General features: G+C 68.1%; 15 protein-coding genes and 1 pseudogene. 7 read left to right on the top strand and 9 right to left on the bottom strand.

The annotated features are described in order from the left end of the window. Positions 1 to 4: 4 nt before the first annotated feature. From J2X41_RS18200 to J2X41_RS18190, 3 genes are read right to left on the bottom strand one after another with little or no spacing between them, the layout of a single operon-like run. Positions 5 to 604: an FMN-binding negative transcriptional regulator gene (locus J2X41_RS18200; RefSeq protein WP_310083937.1), complete on the bottom strand. Its 600-nt coding sequence runs from the start codon at positions 602 to 604 to the stop codon at positions 5 to 7. After that, on the bottom strand, positions 604 to 1323 hold the full coding sequence (locus tag J2X41_RS18195) for an N-acetylmuramoyl-L-alanine amidase (protein ID WP_310083935.1): 720 nt from the start codon (positions 1321 to 1323) through the stop codon (positions 604 to 606). Before J2X41_RS18195 ends, J2X41_RS18200 begins: the two co-directional genes overlap by 1 nt. Further along, positions 1320 to 2213 carry a DMT family transporter gene (locus J2X41_RS18190; RefSeq protein WP_310083933.1) on the bottom strand — a complete coding sequence of 298 codons (894 nt, stop codon included), beginning with the start codon at positions 2211 to 2213 and terminating at the stop codon, positions 1320 to 1322. The genes J2X41_RS18195 and J2X41_RS18190 overlap by 4 nt, the downstream gene beginning before the upstream one ends. Positions 2214 to 2477: 264 nt before the next feature. Between J2X41_RS18190 and J2X41_RS18185 the strand changes: the two are divergent. Together J2X41_RS18185 and J2X41_RS18180 are read left to right on the top strand one after the other, a co-directional pair. Beyond that, positions 2478 to 3972, top strand: a pseudogene (locus J2X41_RS18185) (flavin-containing monooxygenase); the annotation flags it as partial. A 906-nt stretch (positions 3973 to 4878) separates the two neighbouring features. Continuing rightward, a complete protein-coding gene (locus J2X41_RS18180; RefSeq protein ID WP_310084271.1) occupies positions 4879 to 5232 on the top strand; it encodes a hypothetical protein in 354 nt (117 codons plus the stop codon). Positions 5233 to 5292: 60 nt separating this feature from the next. On the opposite strand, the gene J2X41_RS18175 is transcribed toward J2X41_RS18180, so the two are convergent. Beyond that, positions 5293 to 5946, bottom strand: a complete 654-nt coding sequence (locus J2X41_RS18175) for a DUF3052 domain-containing protein (RefSeq protein WP_310083929.1) — start codon at positions 5944 to 5946, stop codon at positions 5293 to 5295. Next, a complete protein-coding gene (locus J2X41_RS18170; protein ID WP_310083927.1) occupies positions 5946 to 6752 on the bottom strand; it encodes a crotonase/enoyl-CoA hydratase family protein in 807 nt (268 codons plus the stop codon). The genes J2X41_RS18175 and J2X41_RS18170 overlap by 1 nt, the downstream gene beginning before the upstream one ends. Positions 6753 to 7063: 311 nt before the next feature. Here J2X41_RS18170 and J2X41_RS18165 point away from each other — a divergent pair, with 311 nt between their 5' ends. Beyond that, on the top strand, positions 7064 to 7417 hold the full coding sequence (locus J2X41_RS18165) for a response regulator (RefSeq protein ID WP_035078630.1): 354 nt from the start codon (positions 7064 to 7066) through the stop codon (positions 7415 to 7417). Between the two features lie 48 nt (positions 7418 to 7465). Then, positions 7466 to 8077, top strand: coding sequence for a pyridoxamine 5'-phosphate oxidase family protein (locus tag J2X41_RS18160; RefSeq protein WP_310083924.1), 612 nt, complete (start codon positions 7466 to 7468; stop codon positions 8075 to 8077). A 210-nt stretch (positions 8078 to 8287) separates the two neighbouring features. On the opposite strand, the gene dksA is transcribed toward J2X41_RS18160, so the two are convergent. Both dksA and J2X41_RS18150 read right to left on the bottom strand, forming a co-directional pair. Beyond that, positions 8288 to 8716: an RNA polymerase-binding protein DksA gene (gene dksA / locus J2X41_RS18155; RefSeq protein WP_012287706.1), complete on the bottom strand. Its 429-nt coding sequence runs from the start codon at positions 8714 to 8716 to the stop codon at positions 8288 to 8290. Positions 8717 to 8891: 175 nt separating this feature from the next. Next, entirely contained in the window at positions 8892 to 9320 is a 429-nt protein-coding gene (locus J2X41_RS18150; RefSeq protein WP_310083921.1) for a flagellar assembly protein FliX, read from the bottom strand. A gap of 233 nt (positions 9321 to 9553) precedes the next feature. Here J2X41_RS18150 and J2X41_RS18145 point away from each other — a divergent pair, with 233 nt between their 5' ends. The 3 genes from J2X41_RS18145 to J2X41_RS18135 are packed head-to-tail and all read left to right on the top strand — an operon-like array spanning position 9554 to position 11447. After that, the gene (locus J2X41_RS18145; protein ID WP_310083918.1) at positions 9554 to 10681 is read left to right on the top strand and encodes a flagellar basal body P-ring protein FlgI; all 1128 of its coding nucleotides are present in this window, start codon (positions 9554 to 9556) and stop codon (positions 10679 to 10681) included. Beyond that, positions 10681 to 10995, top strand: coding sequence for a rod-binding protein (locus tag J2X41_RS18140; protein ID WP_404979954.1), 315 nt, complete (start codon positions 10681 to 10683; stop codon positions 10993 to 10995). Before J2X41_RS18145 ends, J2X41_RS18140 begins: the two co-directional genes overlap by 1 nt. Before the next feature lie 5 nt (positions 10996 to 11000). Then, a complete protein-coding gene (locus J2X41_RS18135; protein WP_310083915.1) occupies positions 11001 to 11447 on the top strand; it encodes a flagellar basal body protein in 447 nt (148 codons plus the stop codon). A gap of 150 nt (positions 11448 to 11597) precedes the next feature. Here J2X41_RS18135 and J2X41_RS18130 read toward each other — a convergent pair whose 3' ends face one another. Both J2X41_RS18130 and J2X41_RS18125 read right to left on the bottom strand, forming a co-directional pair. After that, complete coding sequence (locus tag J2X41_RS18130; RefSeq protein ID WP_310083913.1) at positions 11598 to 12701, bottom strand: PepSY-associated TM helix domain-containing protein; 1104 nt, start codon at positions 12699 to 12701, stop codon at positions 11598 to 11600. After that, positions 12701 to 14875 (bottom strand): TonB-dependent receptor, encoded by a 2175-nt coding sequence (locus tag J2X41_RS18125; protein ID WP_310083912.1) that lies wholly within the window; start codon positions 14873 to 14875, stop codon positions 12701 to 12703. Before J2X41_RS18125 ends, J2X41_RS18130 begins: the two co-directional genes overlap by 1 nt. Positions 14876 to 14957: the final 82 nt, after the last annotated feature.

Below are 14957 nucleotides of genomic sequence, written 5' to 3'. Positions count from 1 at the left end.
AGCCTTAGCCCCGCATCAGCCCCGCCACCGGATGATCGCCCAGCGCCGCGACCACGCCGGCGCGCTCCGCCTCGCTCTTGTTCTGCGACAGCTTGAAGGTCCCCTCCAGCCGCTCGACGGTCAGCCGGCAACCGATGATGCCGCGCATCATCGCCTCGAAGCGGCCGGGGCTCATCTTGTCGCGGGTCCAGGGCGTCTTGGGCGCCAGCCGCGCCTCTTCCTGGGCGGAGAGGTCGTCGAGCAGGGCCACGAACTCGACCTCGCTGAGCGGCGCGACCAAGCCTTCCGCCTCGGCCGAGACATAGTTCCAGGTCGGGACCTGGTCGTCGCTTCCGTACCAGTCGGGGCTGACATAGGCGTCGGGGCCGGTCGCCAGGGCGACGGCGCGGAAGCCCTGCACCACGTACGGCGCCAGGGCGTTGCCGCGCGACAGGTGGAAGTCCAGCGCGACCTCGCCGAAGTCCAGTTCGCGGACCGCCACCGGCGCCTGGGCCGTGAACGGTCGCCCGCCGACCGCCGCCGCGATGGTCACGAACGGATGGCTGCGGACGAAAGCCAGCAAGGTCTGGCGATCCTCGATCCGGAACGACTTGGCCGGATGCATCAGCCCGCCGCCCGCAACAGGGCCACCAGCCGCGCCCGGGTCTCGCCGTCGGCGACGCCGTCGAAGCGGGCCTGCCGCCAGTGGCGCTGGAAGGCCGCGACCACCGTCTCGGTCCACTCGTCGTAATGGCCTGACGGCGCGCAGTTGTAGCCCAGGCGGGTCAGGCCGGCCTGCAGGGCGAAGACGCCGGTCCCCTCCTCGCCCCGGCCGAGCGGCGCGCCGGGCGACGGCGGCGGCTCGACCCACAGGCCGTGGCCGGCCTCGGCCAGCCGCTTCCACGGGAACAGCTCGCCCGGGTCGATCTTGCGGCCAGGGGCGATGTCGGAATGGCCGATGACCCGGTCGTCGTCGATGGTCCAGCGCAAGCGGATGTCGGCCAGCAGGTTGATCACCGCGGCGACCTGGGCGTCGGGGAACGGGCGGTAGCCGAACTCGTGGCCGGGATTGACGATCTCGATGCCGATCGAGGCCGAGTTGATGTCCTTGACGCCCTTCCAGAAGGCGGCCCCGGCGTGCCAGGCGCGACGCTCCTCGGGCACCAGGCGGAAGACCCGGCCATCCTCCTCGACCATGTAGTGGGCCGAGACCTTGGCCTCCGGATCGCACAGCCGCGCCAGGGCGGCCTCGCCCGTCTCCATGCCGGTATAGTGCAGGACCACGCAATCGGGCACGGCCTTGCGCGCGTCGAAGTTCGGCGATGGAGCGTCAATGAACGTCATTGAGAACGGTTCCTCGTCAGCATCAGCAGCGGCATCACCTGGTTCCCACGCAAGGCGATGATCAGCACCCCCACTAGCGCGAGCAGCGTGCCGAGTCCCATCCGGACGTCGAAATGATCGTGCGTGACCAGCACGCCCAGGCCAATGGTCATCAGCGGGGTCATCAGGGTGAGCGGCGCCACCAGGTTGGCGTCGTGGCGCTGGATCAGGCCGTAATAGGCCGTGTGGGCCAGGACCGAGACGATCAGGGCCGAGAACAGCAGCGCCGCCAGGAACGGCCAGCCGGCCTTCAGCGCCAGGTCCAGGCCGCCGGGTTCCGTGGCCAGGCTCAGCAGCGCCAGCGGCAGGACCGAGGTCGCGCCGACCCAGGCCTGGAACTGCAGCGGCTTGACCCCCTCGATCTGCTTCATCATCACCGCCCCCAGCGAGCCGGTGAAGGCCGAGGCGACGATGAACCACAGGCCCGGCGACAGGCTCAGGCCATTCGGGTTCCACATCACCACCACCGCGCCGGTCAGGGTCAGGGCGATGCCCAGGCCGCGTTTCCAGCGCACCTTCTCGCCCAGCATCAGCATCGACAGCAGGGTGGTGAACGGCACGCCCAGCTGGATCACCACCGCCGAGGCCGAGGGCGAGGCGGTCTTGAAGCCCATGAACAGCAGGGCGAAGTTGCCCGCCCCCATCAGCAGGCCGACCACGACGATCCGCCAGGCCGGCCTCGGCGCGGGCAGCAGCCAGGGCAGGGTCACGGCCGCGACGATGGCGAACCGCACCGCCGCATAGAACAACGGCGGCACGCCCCAGTGGGCGACCACGATCTTGGAGATGATGTTGTTGCAGGCCCAGACCAGGCAGACCAGGACCAGCACGCCGAAGTCGCGCAGGGACATGGGAGGACCGATACGCGTCGCCGGTGAAGGTTTGCAATCAAAACTGGGAAGCCTGCGCCGAGGACATGCGCTTGTGCGTGTCCCCAGAAGCGGCGTCGACGTCCGCCGGTCATGGGCGCGGTGCGACGGCTGGGGACACGCACAAGTGCATGTCCCCGACGCCGCGGTTGACGTCCAGCCTAAACGGTCGTTTGCTGGTGAACAATGTTCACATACGCGAGCGTCCGGACCACCGGGCCGGGTGAACCTCAGGGCGGAAGCACGATGGCCATCGAGCACTTCGACGTACTGATCGTGGGCGCGGGCCTGTCGGGCGTCGGCGCGGCCTACCACCTGCAGCGCGACTGCCCGAAGAAGACCTATGCCATCTTCGAGGCCCGGGACGCGATCGGCGGCACCTGGGACCTGTTCCGCTATCCCGGCATCCGGTCGGACAGCGACATGTACACCCTGGGCTACGCGTTCAAGCCGTGGCGCGAGGCCAAAGCCATCGCCGACGGCCCGTCGATCCTGCGCTATGTCCGCGAGACCGCCGACGAGAACGGCATCACCCCGCACATCCGCTTCGGCTGCAAGGTCCGGCGGGCCAGCTGGTCGTCGGAGACCGCCGCCTGGACGGTGGAGGTCGAACACGACGGCGCCATCCTCAAGGTCAGTTGCGGCTTCCTGTCGATGTGCAGCGGCTACTACAACTACGACGCCGGCTATACGCCCGACTTCCCGGGCACAGAGCGGTTCCAGGGCCGGATCGTCCATCCCCAGCACTGGCCGGAGGATCTGGACTATGCCGGCACGCAGGTCGTGGTGATCGGCAGCGGCGCGACGGCCGTGACCCTGGTTCCGGAAATGGCCAAGGCCGCCGGCCACGTCACCATGCTGCAGCGCTCGCCGACCTATGTGGTCTCGCGGCCGGCCGAGGACGGGCTGGCCAACTGGCTGCGGGCCCGGCTGCCGGCCATGACCGCCTACGGCCTGACGCGCTGGAAGAACGTGCTGATGCAGATGCTGTTCTTCCGGATCGCCCGCCGCAAGCCGGAGAAGACCAAGCAGCAGCTGCTGGGCCTGGTGCGCCAGCACCTGGGGCCCGACTACGACATCGAGACCCACTTCACGCCGCGCTACAACCCGTGGGACCAGCGACTGTGCCTGGTGCCGGACGCCGACCTGTTCGACTCGATCAAGGCCGGAACCTCGTCGGTGGTCACCGACCAGATCGAGACCTTTACCGAAACCGGCCTGCTGCTGAAGTCGGGCGAGACCCTGGACGCCGACGTCATCGTCACCGCCACCGGCCTGCGCATGCAGCTGCTGGGCGAGATGGAGGTGGTGGTCGACGGCCGGAAGGTCGCCCCGCACGAGACCACCAGCTACAAGGGCATGATGTTCAGCGACGTGCCGAACCTGGCCTCGACCTTCGGCTACACCAACGCCAGCTGGACCCTGAAGGCCGACCTGACGGCGGAGTATGTCTGCCGCCTGCTCAAGCACATGGACCGCACGGGAACCCGGATCTGCACCCCGCGCCTGCCCGAGGGCGAAATGGAGATCGAGCCTTGGCTGGACTTCTCGTCGGGCTACGTCCAGCGGGCCCTGGCCGTCCTGCCCCGGCAGGGGGCCAAGACGCCCTGGAAGGTGCACCAGAACTACGCCCTGGATCTTGTGGCCCTGCGCTATGGCAAGGTCGACGACGGGACGATGGAGTTCGCGAAGGCCAGGGCGCCGGCCAAGACGAAGGCCGCGGCCTAGGCTCCGCCCCCTATGGGGGTGGACAGACCGCGAAGCGGTCAGGTGGGGGCAAGTGTTGGCGGGCACGGTCTCCCCTCCTCACGCGGTCTCCCGCTGAGCTGAAGGAAAGGGACACGGAGCGCTGGACATCGGAGTGTTCAAGCCGGGGACGTGCTCTCACGGCAAGGCGTCGCGGATCGATCCACGGGCTCAGGGCGAGTGCATGTCCCCAACCGCATCCACGACCTCATGGGACTTCGGCGCCAAACTCAGCGGGTCCGTTGGGGACACGCACTCACAGCCGGCGCCCTGCAACCTAGCCGGCGCCCTGCCGTGAGAGCGCGTCCCCGGCCGCGACCGCCAGCCGCCGCCCATCCGGGGCGGATGTGGGTTTGCGCCAAGCGGACGTCTTAGACGTCGGGGAAGGCGGGTTGCAGACGTTGGACGGCATGGAGGTTTTGCGGCAACTTGGCCTTATGTCGCGATATCTGATGGTCGGGCTTTTGTCCGTCGCCTTGGGCGCTTGCGTTCACTCTGGACGTGCGATGCCAACCGCAACGGACGCCGCGCAGGCTTATGCAAGGAAACAGGCTGAACCGTGCTGGCTATTGATCGACGATCCTTCATGCGACGGTCTGGTTTTTCTTCCGCCGCCGGTTAGCTCAGTGTCCAACATCCGGTGCAGCTCAGAACTGACGTCTACCGTAGCCTGTCATTTTCGCGTGGCGAGCGAGCGCTGCAGAGCCCAATTTCAGCAAGAAGGCGGCATCTGGCACGTCACGCGTCGTGGCGTTTTACTCAATGTGAGTTGCCGAACTTAGGCTATGCGCAGCCGATCGCGGTACGCCGGAGCGGACGTTCTGATTGTCCGATACGGGCCGAAACCTGACCTTTACCGTTGAGGCCGCAACTTGCCGCCGAGCAACTTGAGGTGGGCGTGATGACCAAGGCAGGCTTTGCGGGGGCAATGATGTTCGCGTTTCTTGCCAACTCCGCCGCAGCGGACCTGCGCATCACGACATATGATACGATCAAGGCTCCCGACAAGGTTCGGAGTTGTATTGTGAAGGTGCTTCAAGCCAGCGCGGATCGACATGGCGGTGCGAGGCCGACGATAACCCCATTGTCGACTTCATCACGAAACGATGGGTGGGCGATCGATTTTCGGCTTCGTCGGCAGCGGGCCTCGATCATCGTGCTTGCGGCGGCCGCGCCGGGATCGCGCGTCGTCTATCCAACCCAGATCGCCATGGATGATGAAGCCTTGGCTCAGCGCCTAGAGGATTGCGGCTAATAGAGGCCCGCACGAACGGCCGACTTGGATCGAAAGCCGCCCGTCGGACAGTTCCAACGCCTAGTCCTCGTCGTCGAACCCCGCGTCGTCATCCTCCACCGTCGCGGCCTTGACCGGCGGACCGCCCTTGCGCGCCACGAACCGCAGCGCCGTATGAGTCTTGGAGAACGCGCAGACCTTGGTGTCGACCAGACCCCGTTCGCGGGCGGCGGCCAGGATCTCGGCGTCCTTCAGCGGCGCGCCCTTGCCCTTCTGGGCGACGATCCAGAGCGCGCCCTTGGCCGCGAGCCCGCCGGCCAGGTCTTCAAGCTGATCGAAGTCGGCCAGGTCCTCGACGCCCAGGAACAGCAGGTCGATGTCCTCATAGGCCTCGACGGGTTCGACCCGCGTCGACAGCTCGTCCAGGAATTCGGCGTCGTCGATCCCCTCGACCACCACCGTCTGGCCGGGCTTGACGCCCAGCTTGTCCAGCCGGCCGGGCGGGTTCTGGATGGCGTGCAGCCACTTGGCGGCCTGGCCCGGCTCCAGGGTGAAGCGGGTGCCGTCGCTGAGCACCAGGTCGTCGCCCTCGACCCGCAGGTCACGCAGGGCGTGGCCCTGGAAGATGCCGCGCACCGCGCCGCGGAAGATCAGCTTGGGCGGCTCCCACAGCAGCTTGCCGTCGCTTTCGCCGTCCGCCAGCTGGCCCCAGACGCCCTTGGCCTCCTTGCCCATCACGACCCCCGGAAGTTGGGTTGGCGCTTCTCGAGGATGGCGTCGACGCCCTCCATGTGGTCGTCGGTGTGGTGGGCGATGGCCTGGGCCGTGGCGCTCATCTCCATCAGGGTGTCGTAGCTGGCGGTCTGGCCGTGCTTGAGCAGGCTCTTGCCCATCCGCAGGGCGTGGGGCGGCTGCTGGGCGATCCGCGTGGCCAGGGCCAGGGCCTCGTCCATCAGGGTGTCGGCGGGCACGGCCTTGCTGACCAGCCCCCACTCGGCCGCCTTGGCCGCGTCGATGACGTCGCCGGTGAACAGCAGCTCGGCGGCGCGGCTCATGCCGATCGTCCGCGGCATCAGCCAAGCCCCGCCGTCCCCTGGGATCAGGCCCAGCTTCAGGAAGGTGACGCCGAACCTCGCGGTGTCGGCGGCGATGCGGATGTCGGTCATGCAGGCCACGTCGCAGCCCAGGCCGATGGCCGCCCCGTTGACCGCGGCGATCGACGGAACCTCCAGGCCGTAGATGGCCCGCACGATGCGGTGGATGTTCTTGCGGTAGCCGTCGCGGACCTTGACGCCGTTGCCGCCGAACGCCCCTTCCCGCGCCTTCATCGCCTTGACGTCGCCGCCGGCCGAGAAGGCCCGGCCCGCGCCGGTCAGGATCACGCAGCGGATGTCCTGGTCGTCATTGATCGCCTCGCACGCCGCCGTCACCTGGTCGCCGTCGCCGGGCGCGCCCAGGGCGTTCATCGCGTCCGGCCGGTTGAGGGTGAGGATCGCGACGTGGCCGCGCTTCTCGGTCAGGATCAGGGGGTCGTGCGACATGCGGGCGGCTCCTGGTGTTTGGCCTTGCATAGCGCAAATCCCGCAGGGAGAGGCAAGAGACCAACGCTCGTCGGACAGCGTTCTCCAAATCAAGGTTAATCCCTGACTTCGTTCAAAATCGACAAGACTCTGCGCTTCTTTTCGTGATCACACACAACACCTGGAAGATCTTACGCCGTGAGAACAAGACGCAACAGCAGGCGTGCGGCATTTTAGACAAGCTGAGCCGTAAAAACCGTTAGCGTGGAAGAGAATCATAGGTTTCTACTAAGCCCAGGGACGATTTTGAAAAGCGGTGGCGTGCAGTGCTCATGTCCCACAGACATGCTTTGATCATCGAGGACGAAATCCTCATCGCGATGGAGGTCGAGGCCTTGCTTGGCGAGCAGGGATTCGACAGCTTCGATATCGCGGAAAGCCCGCAGGAGGCGCTGGACTGCGCCTTGCGGCGTCCGCCTGACCTGATCACGGCCGACTATCGCATCGTCGGCGGCACGGGCGTGGAGGCGGTCACAGCGATCCTGGCTCGGCTGGGGCCGATCCCCGTCGTCTATGTGACCGGCAACGCCGACCAGCTGGGCGCCCGCACCCGAGCCGTCGTCGACAAGCCGATCTCGCCCCACCGCCTGGCCGAGGCTTGCGCCATGGTCCAGAGCGCGGCCTAGGCGTCCTCGCGACACGCGCTATGCTGGCGGCCCGCAGGGGAGCCGCCCATGATCATCGACACGCTCGAAGCCCTTGAGGCGCTGTACACGCCGGCCCCCGCCCCGGCCTCGACCGTCAAGGTCGCCGACCGCATCACCCCGCACTACCGCGCCCTGATCGAGGCCTCGCCGTTCCTGGCCCTGGCCACCGTCGGCCCCGAAGGCCTGGATTGCAGCCCGCGCGGCGACCAGCCCGGCTTCGTCCGCATCGCCGACGAGCGGACGCTGATCCTGCCCGACCGGCGCGGCAACAATCGCATCGACAGCCTGCGAAACGTGGTGCGCGATCCGCGGGTGGCGCTGTTGTTCCTGATCCCCGGCTCGGGCACGACCTTCCGGGTCAACGGCCGGGCGGCGGTCAGCGCCGATCCCGACCTGCTGGCCAGCTTCGCGGTCGACGGCAAGGCGCCGCGCACCTGCCTGGTGATCACCGTGGTCGAGGCCTATTTCCAGTGCGCCCGGGCCATCGTCCGCTCGGGATTGTGGGCGGCGGAGCGCCAGGTCGATCCCCACAGCCTGCCGACGCCCGGCGCGATGCTGGCGGCGGTCAGCGGGGACACCGTGGGCGGGGAGAGCTACGACAAGGCTTGGCCCGAGCGCGCGGCGGCGACGCTGTGGTGAACCAGCCCCTCCCCCTGTGGGGGAGGTGTCGGCGAAGCCGACGGAGAGGGGAGGAATAGGCCGATGGCCGGACCCGGATCGGCGATCCTAAAACTCCCCACCGATCGCTTCGCGATCGCCTCCTCCATAGGGGGAGGACCGACGAAAACGGCCTCGCCGGGTTAAGGCGAGGCCGCTTGAAACACATCGAAGTCGAGGGTCGAAAGACCCTCAGTCGTCGCGGTGAACCCGTTCGCGACGCTCGTGGCGTTCCTGGGCTTCCAGGCTGAGCGTCGCGGTGGGCCGCGCGTCCAGTCTCGCCAAACCGATCGGCTCGCCGGTCTCTTCGCAATAGCCGTAGGAACCGTCCTCGACCCGCCGCAACGCCTGGTCGATCTTGGAGATGAGTTTTCTCTGACGGTCCCGGGTGCGAAGTTCCAGCGCCCGGTCAGTTTCCGACGACGCGCGATCGGCGAGGTCGGCATGGTTTTCAGTTTCAGCTTGCAGATGGGAGACCGTCTCGCGAGATTCGCGGAGGATCTCTTCTTTCCATGCCAGGAGCTTCTGCTTGAAATACTCAAGCTGACGCTCGTTCATGAAAGGCTCGTCGTCCGAAGGACGATACGAGTCTGGTACCTTAAGAACAGTGGCCGTTTGCATTAACGCCTCACGCCCCGATGAACTCCGCCCAGGTCAGGCGGGGTGCTTATACCAAAACGATAGCCCGGTTCAATGAACGTCGCATGAGCGCGACATTCAGCGCCGTGCATGGATGCCCCGATCCTGGGGATAGCCGGTGAACAATGTTCTTCGATGGTCGGTTTCATCCGCGATCTCAGCCCAGCCGCGCCTGCTCGAGCTTGGCCGCCTCGACCGCCGCGCGGGTCTCGATCTCGTTGAGGATCGCCTCCAGCTTGGGATCGTCGGTGGCCTCGCGATGCTCGCGCACGGCGCTCTTCAGTCGCGACAGCGTGCCGGTCGAGACCTCGCCGTCCAGGGTGGCCAGCTTCAGGGCGTCCAGCAGGTCCAGCAGGCCGCCGGCCCGCTTGACCGCCCGGCGCTTGCGCTCCGTCGGATCCAGGTCGGCCTGCAGGGCCAGCAGGGCGTCCAGCGAGCCGACCCCGGCCACGCCGCCCGCCTGGGCCACGCCGCTGGCGGCGCTGGCGCCCCCCACCGAAGGCAGGGAAAAGCCCGATCCGCCGCCCGCCGGTTTGGCCCGCGATGCGCCAATCGCGCCTGCGCCTCCCGTGCTGGAAACCTTCATGACGAAAACGCTGCTCCGAGGACGAAACGAGGGAGTCACCCCTCTCCGTTAACCACATCTTGCGGAGCGGCGCTTGCGGTATGGTTAATGCCGGGCAGAATCTGCCGAAGCGGAATGTCGCAGGCAGGAAATCACCGACCGCCCACTGATTTCATTGAGCTTTTTCTAGGTCCGGAGCTGGCCCGGTTCTGGCATGGGATGGCGCGGGGATGCCACCCCGCCGCAGGATCGCCATGTCTCGTTCATTCTTTGCTTCCCTCGTGGGCCTCACCCTCGCCGCCGTCGCCCTGGTCGCCCCCCTGGCCGTCGCCTCCTCGGCCGACGCCAAGTCGCGGATCAAGGACATCGTCTCCTTCGAGGGCGTGCGCGACAACCAGCTGGTCGGCTACGGCATCGTGGTAGGCCTGAACGGCTCGGGCGACAGCCTGCGCAACGCGCCGATGACCAAGCAGAGCCTGGAGGCCATGCTCGAGCGCCAGGGCGTCAACGTCCGCGACGGCAACCTCAACACCAAGAACACCGCCGCCGTCATGGTCACCGCCAACCTGCCGCCGTTCTCGGCCGCCGGCGCGCGCATGGACGTCACCGTCTCGACGCTGGGCGACGCCAAGAGCCTGCTGGGCGGCACCCTGCTGGTCACCTCGCTGCAGGGCGCCGACGGCCAGACCTATGCGGTGGCGCAGGGCTCGGTGCAGACCGGCTCGGTCTCGGCCGGCGGGGCCTCGGGCAGCTCGGTCACCAAGGGCGTCCCGACCGCGGGCCGGATCGCCGCCGGCGGCATCATCGAAAAGGAGACCGGCTTCCAGATGGTGAACATGGACGTTCTGCGCATGACCCTGCGCAACCCGGACTTCACCACCTCGCGCCGCATCGCCGACGCCATCAACCAGCGCTTCGCCAACTGCGCCCAGGCCCAGAACCCGACCATCGTCGCGGTCCGCCCGCCGGCCGGCATGGACATGATCAGCTTCGTCACCGCCATCGAGAACCTGGAGGTCGAGCCCGACGCCCCGGCCAAGGTGATCATTGACGAGGTGGCCGGCGTGATCGTCATGGGCGACGACGTCCGCATCAGCCAGGTGGCGATCGCCCAGGGCAACCTGACCATCTCGGTCCAGGAGACCCCGGCCGTCAGCCAGCCGGCTCCGTTCAGCCAGGGCCGCACCGCCGTGGTTCCGCAGTCGACCGTCAGCGTCAACGAGGAGACCGGCAAGAAGCTGCTGACCCTGGGCGGCGGCGCTTCGCTCAAGAGCCTGGTGGGCGGTCTCAACGCCCTGGGCGTCACCCCGCGCGACATGATCTCGATCCTGCAGGCCATCAAGGCCTCGGGCGCCCTGCAAGCCGACATCGAGGTGATGTGATGAGCTTCTCCACGATCGCCACGCCCGCCCTCGACACGGTCGGCCCGACCGCCGCCTCGACCGCCGAACTGCTCAAGCGCGGCAAGATCCGCGAGACGGCCCAGAAGTTCGAGGCCTCGTTCCTGTCGGTGATGATGCAGTCGATGACCGCCGGGATGAAGACGCCCGAGGTCGGCGGCGGCGGCACCGGCGAGGACATGTTCAAGTCCCTTCTGGCCGAGGAGATGGCCAAGCAGGTCTCCAAGGCCGGCGGCGTCGGCGTGGCCGCCGCCGTGCAGAAGGAAATGCTGAAGATGCAAGGTCTGAAGGAGTAGCCCGCATGGCCCTCACCGCCCTCGACTGCGACGACCGCGTCGAACAGCTGATCATCCTGACCGAACGCCTGACCGACCTGATCGCCAGGCAGTCGTCCGCCTTCGAGGCCCGCCGCCCGCACGAGGCGGCGCAATATGTCGACGAGGTGGCCAAGCTGGCCAATCTCTACCGCCATGAGTCGACGCGGGTGCGCGGCAATGTCGCCCTGGTGTCGAGCGCCTCGCTCCAGCGCCGCCAGCGCCTGGTGCGCGCCACCGAGGCCTTCGACGCCGTCCTGGCCCGCCAGGGCCGCGCGGTCACCGCCGCCAAGACCGTCACCGAGGGCCTGGTCCGCGCCATCGCCCAGGAAGTCGCCGAGCAGCGGCCGACGGCGTCAGGCTACGGCCCGGGCGCTCAGGGCGCGGCCTATCGGCAGAACGGCACCGCGATCACGCTGAACCAGCGGGCGTAGAGTCGGAGGGACGCCCCCTCCGTCACGCCGCTTCGCGACGCGCCACCTCCCCCGTTGCACGGGTGAGGAGCAGAAACGCCACCGCATCCTCCTCACCCGCATCGCGGGGGAGGTGGCGCGATGCGAATACGCATCGCGACGGAGGGGGCGTCAGGCTTCAGCCGGAACCGCCGCCTTCACAGCCCGCTTCCGCCGCTTCAGGCTTCCCGTCGGGTTGCCCCAGAAGGTCACCACCGCTAGCGTGCCCAGCAGGGTCAGGGTCAGGCCCGAGATCGTCATCACCAGCCGGTACGGCAGGCCGCCGACCTTGGCGGCGTGCAGCGGGTAGTCGAGATTGGCGATCCGCGAACCCAGGGGCAAGGCTTGGGCGTCGCGGTCGGCGACCATCCGGCCTGTGGCGGGGTCGAACCAGGCCATGGTGCGGCCGTTGGGCAGCCACTCGGCCTGCTGGCGCAAACGCACCGAGATCAGCCCGCCCGGCTTGGCCGGCAAGCCCAGGGTGCGGACCTCGGCGCCGGGATAGCGGGCCTGGGTCTGGGCGATCACCGCGGTCCAGTCCAGGTCCCGGGCCAGCTTGCCGCCCTTGATCTTCGGCGGGGCCGAGGCTGCTTTCATCGTCGCCGCCGACGAGAACGGCGCCCGGATGGCGTCCGAGAACCATTTCAGGTTCATCGCCGCCCCCGTGGTCAGGGACAGGACCAGCAGCGGCGCCACCAGCACGCCCAGGTCGCGATGGTGATGGACGATGGCCGCCCGCTTCATCATCCGCGGCCAGGGGCGGACATGGAACATCCGCCGGGTCGGCCACCACAGCCACAGGCCCGTGCCCACGAAGCCCAGTCCCGCCAGTCCGGCGATCCCGCCGACGATCTCGCCCGCGTCGCCGTTGAACAGGTGGTGGTGGAAGTCGAACAGCCAGATCTCCGGCCGGGCCCAGTTCGAGGTCCAGCTCTGGACGATCGCGCCGTCCTGGTCGGCATAGGCGCCATGCTCGGCCTTGTAGGCCAGCTTGTGCAGGCCCAGGCGCTGGCTGGCCAGCACGATCGAGCGGGGGCGGTCCTTGGCCGCGAAGATCCGCGTCGCGGCCGCGCCCAGGGTGGCGGCGTCCTGGCGCTGGGCGTCGGCGGCGTGCGGCACGGTGGCGCGCAGGAAGGCGTCCTCGTGCACCAGCAGCGCGCCGGACAGGCCCATCAGGGCCAGCAGCAGGCCGATCAGCCCGCCGGTCCACCGATGGATGAGGCGGACGATCTTCATCAGAAGCGCGCTTCCCAGCCCAGGGTCGCCGTCCGGCCGCGCCCGGCGAAGTAGCGGTCGACCGCCGGCGCCGTGGTGTCGGAATTGTACGAGATGTACTGGCTGTCGAAGAGGTTCTGGACGCCCAGCGACAGCGCGCCCATCGGCAATTTGTAGCGGACGAAGGCGTCGGCCAGGGTGTAGCCGGCGAAGTTGTCCTTCACCAGGGCGTCCTGCATGTCGCGCTTGATGTAGGACTGGATCTGGACGCGCAGGCCCCATTTGCCGCCCTGGTAGTCGGCGGCCAGGTTCAGGCGGTCGGGCGAGATGTTGGCGCCGTCCAGGTCGGTGTCGACCTTGTTGTCCTTGTCGGTGTCGGTCCGGCCCTTCAGGTGGGCGTAGCCGGCCGAGACGACCAGACCGGGCACCGGCGTGCGGGCCTTCACATTGGCTTCCAGGCCTTCGATCTCGATCCGCTGGCGCTGGACGTCGTAGACGGCCCCGGCGTTCCTGACCAGCAGTTGGCCCAGCTTCGAAGTCGACCAGAAATAGCTGAGGCTGGCGTCGAACGGACCGCGCTTCAGCTCGGCGCCGACCTCGCGGTTGTTCGACACGATCGGCGCGATATTCACATAGGTGTCGACGTCCTTGCCCGCCTCGGTGATGCCGCGCAGGATCCGGCCGACATCGGGCACGGTGTAGCCCTCGGCATAGCTGCCGTAGAGGCGCAGGCCCTTCTGAGGCTCGATCACGACGCCGCCGTTGACCAGGGTCGCTTTGAAGTCGGGATTACCGCCCGCCACCTTGCGCGAACCGTAGAAGGCCAGGGTGGCGAAATCGTCGACCTTCAGCTCGACGTTCTCGAAGCGCACGCCGCCGGCCAAGTGCACCTTGTCGTCCAGCAGGGAGAGGTTGCCCTGCAGAAACGGCGCGACGCTCTGGAACTTGGTCGGCGGCACCCAGGCGCGGCCGGTCTCGATCAGCAGCTGTTCGGTGCGGTCGTTGATGGCGTCCACGCCGACCGTGCCGGTCAGGCCCTCGATCCCCGGAACCGCCCGCTCGTAGCTGACCCGCGCGCCCAGCTTGCGCGAGCGGTTCGACGACTGGTCGAACAGCGTGCCCTTGGGCGCGATGGCCACGTCCTGGAAGGCGTCGTTGACGTCGCCGCCGAACGTGTCGCGCGAGCGGTTGAAGAACAGCTGGGCGATCAGGTTGCCGCCCACGAGATCAGTGTTGGTCAGCGAGGCCGAGACCGTCTCGACCCGGTTGGCCGCCGGCTCGCCCGGCTGGACGCCGCGGAAGCTGGTCGTCGGCAGGTGGGTCAGGCGATCGCCGTTGGTCGCCGGGACGGGATTGGTTTTGCTGATCGTGGTGGTGACGTAGTCGCCGTCGCCCTTCAGCTCGAAGCGGTTGGCCACCACGTCCAGGCGGGTGTTGTCGCCCAGCTGCCAGCCCAGGCGGGTGAAGAACGACAGGGCCTTGGAATCCTGGACGTCGCCCTGGGTGTTGTCCATGCCCAGGCGCCGGCCGTCGGCGTCGTAATAGGCGCCGCGCGCGTCGTAGGCGACGCCGGCCGTGGCGTCGAACGCCCCGCCGCGCCAGGCGACCAGGCCGGCCAGCTTGCCACCGACGCTGTCGCCCAGGTCGTGGCCGGCCGTGACCTGGGTCAGGACCTTGCCGCTGACGCCGTCCGCGCGGGGCGGACCGACCGTGACCTGGTTGACCACGCCGCCGGTGGCGCCGATGCCCTGCAGGGCGTTGGAGCCGTAGATCACCTCGACCCTGTCGATGAAGAACGGATCGATCGTGTAGCCGTCGCGCGAGCCGTCGCGGATCGGGGTCGATTGCGGGATGCCGTTGATGGCGTACAGCGGCGAGCGGCCGCGCAGGGTCTCGCCGGCTCCCGACAGCTTCTGGCGGGTGGGCGAGAACGACGGCGACAGGGTCGAGACGGCGTCGACGATCGAGCCGCCGATGCCGACCTGCTGCGACAGGGCTTCGGAATCGATGAGGTCGACGGTCAGCGGCAGGGCGCTGGCCGGCAGGATGGTGCGGGCGGCGGTGACCACCAACTGGTCGACGTCGGTGGTCTCGGCCTTGTCCTCGGCGTGGACGGCGGTCGCGGCGGCCAGGGCCAGCAGGCTGAGGCCCGCCAGGGCGACGGCGCGAAGGCCCTTGGCTGAGATGGTCCGCATGATGATCGACGCCCGACAGTTCTAACTGAGGCGCCGTATAGCTGCTGTTGAGAGTGATTAGCAATAAGTCAGAACGCGTACG

The sequence above is a fragment of the Caulobacter sp. BE254 genome, from assembly GCF_031457295.1.
GTDB lineage: Bacteria > Pseudomonadota > Alphaproteobacteria > Caulobacterales > Caulobacteraceae > Caulobacter.
Note: the sequence above shows the minus strand (reverse complement) of the source record. Positions and strands in the feature narration are given on the sequence as shown.

Excerpts from the sequence above, each read along its gene's own strand:
- J2X41_RS18200 (WP_310083937.1), bottom strand. The coding sequence starts at position 604 with ATGCATCCGGCCAAGTCGTTCCGGATCGAGGATCGCCAGACCTTGCTG.
- J2X41_RS18195 (WP_310083935.1), bottom strand. The coding sequence starts at position 1,323 with ATGACGTTCATTGACGCTCCATCGCCGAACTTCGACGCGCGCAAGGCC.
- J2X41_RS18190 (WP_310083933.1), bottom strand. The coding sequence starts at position 2,213 with ATGTCCCTGCGCGACTTCGGCGTGCTGGTCCTGGTCTGCCTGGTCTGG.
- J2X41_RS18180 (WP_310084271.1), top strand. The coding sequence starts at position 4,879 with ATGACCAAGGCAGGCTTTGCGGGGGCAATGATGTTCGCGTTTCTTGCC.
- J2X41_RS18175 (WP_310083929.1), bottom strand. The coding sequence starts at position 5,946 with ATGGGCAAGGAGGCCAAGGGCGTCTGGGGCCAGCTGGCGGACGGCGAA.
- J2X41_RS18170 (WP_310083927.1), bottom strand. The coding sequence starts at position 6,752 with ATGTCGCACGACCCCCTGATCCTGACCGAGAAGCGCGGCCACGTCGCG.
- J2X41_RS18165 (WP_035078630.1), top strand. The coding sequence starts at position 7,064 with ATGTCCCACAGACATGCTTTGATCATCGAGGACGAAATCCTCATCGCG.
- J2X41_RS18160 (WP_310083924.1), top strand. The coding sequence starts at position 7,466 with ATGATCATCGACACGCTCGAAGCCCTTGAGGCGCTGTACACGCCGGCC.
- dksA (WP_012287706.1), bottom strand. The coding sequence starts at position 8,716 with ATGCAAACGGCCACTGTTCTTAAGGTACCAGACTCGTATCGTCCTTCG.
- J2X41_RS18150 (WP_310083921.1), bottom strand. The coding sequence starts at position 9,320 with ATGAAGGTTTCCAGCACGGGAGGCGCAGGCGCGATTGGCGCATCGCGG.
- J2X41_RS18145 (WP_310083918.1), top strand. The coding sequence starts at position 9,554 with ATGTCTCGTTCATTCTTTGCTTCCCTCGTGGGCCTCACCCTCGCCGCC.
- J2X41_RS18140 (WP_404979954.1), top strand. The coding sequence starts at position 10,681 with ATGAGCTTCTCCACGATCGCCACGCCCGCCCTCGACACGGTCGGCCCG.
- J2X41_RS18135 (WP_310083915.1), top strand. The coding sequence starts at position 11,001 with ATGGCCCTCACCGCCCTCGACTGCGACGACCGCGTCGAACAGCTGATC.
- J2X41_RS18130 (WP_310083913.1), bottom strand. The coding sequence starts at position 12,701 with ATGAAGATCGTCCGCCTCATCCATCGGTGGACCGGCGGGCTGATCGGC.
- J2X41_RS18125 (WP_310083912.1), bottom strand. The coding sequence starts at position 14,875 with ATGCGGACCATCTCAGCCAAGGGCCTTCGCGCCGTCGCCCTGGCGGGC.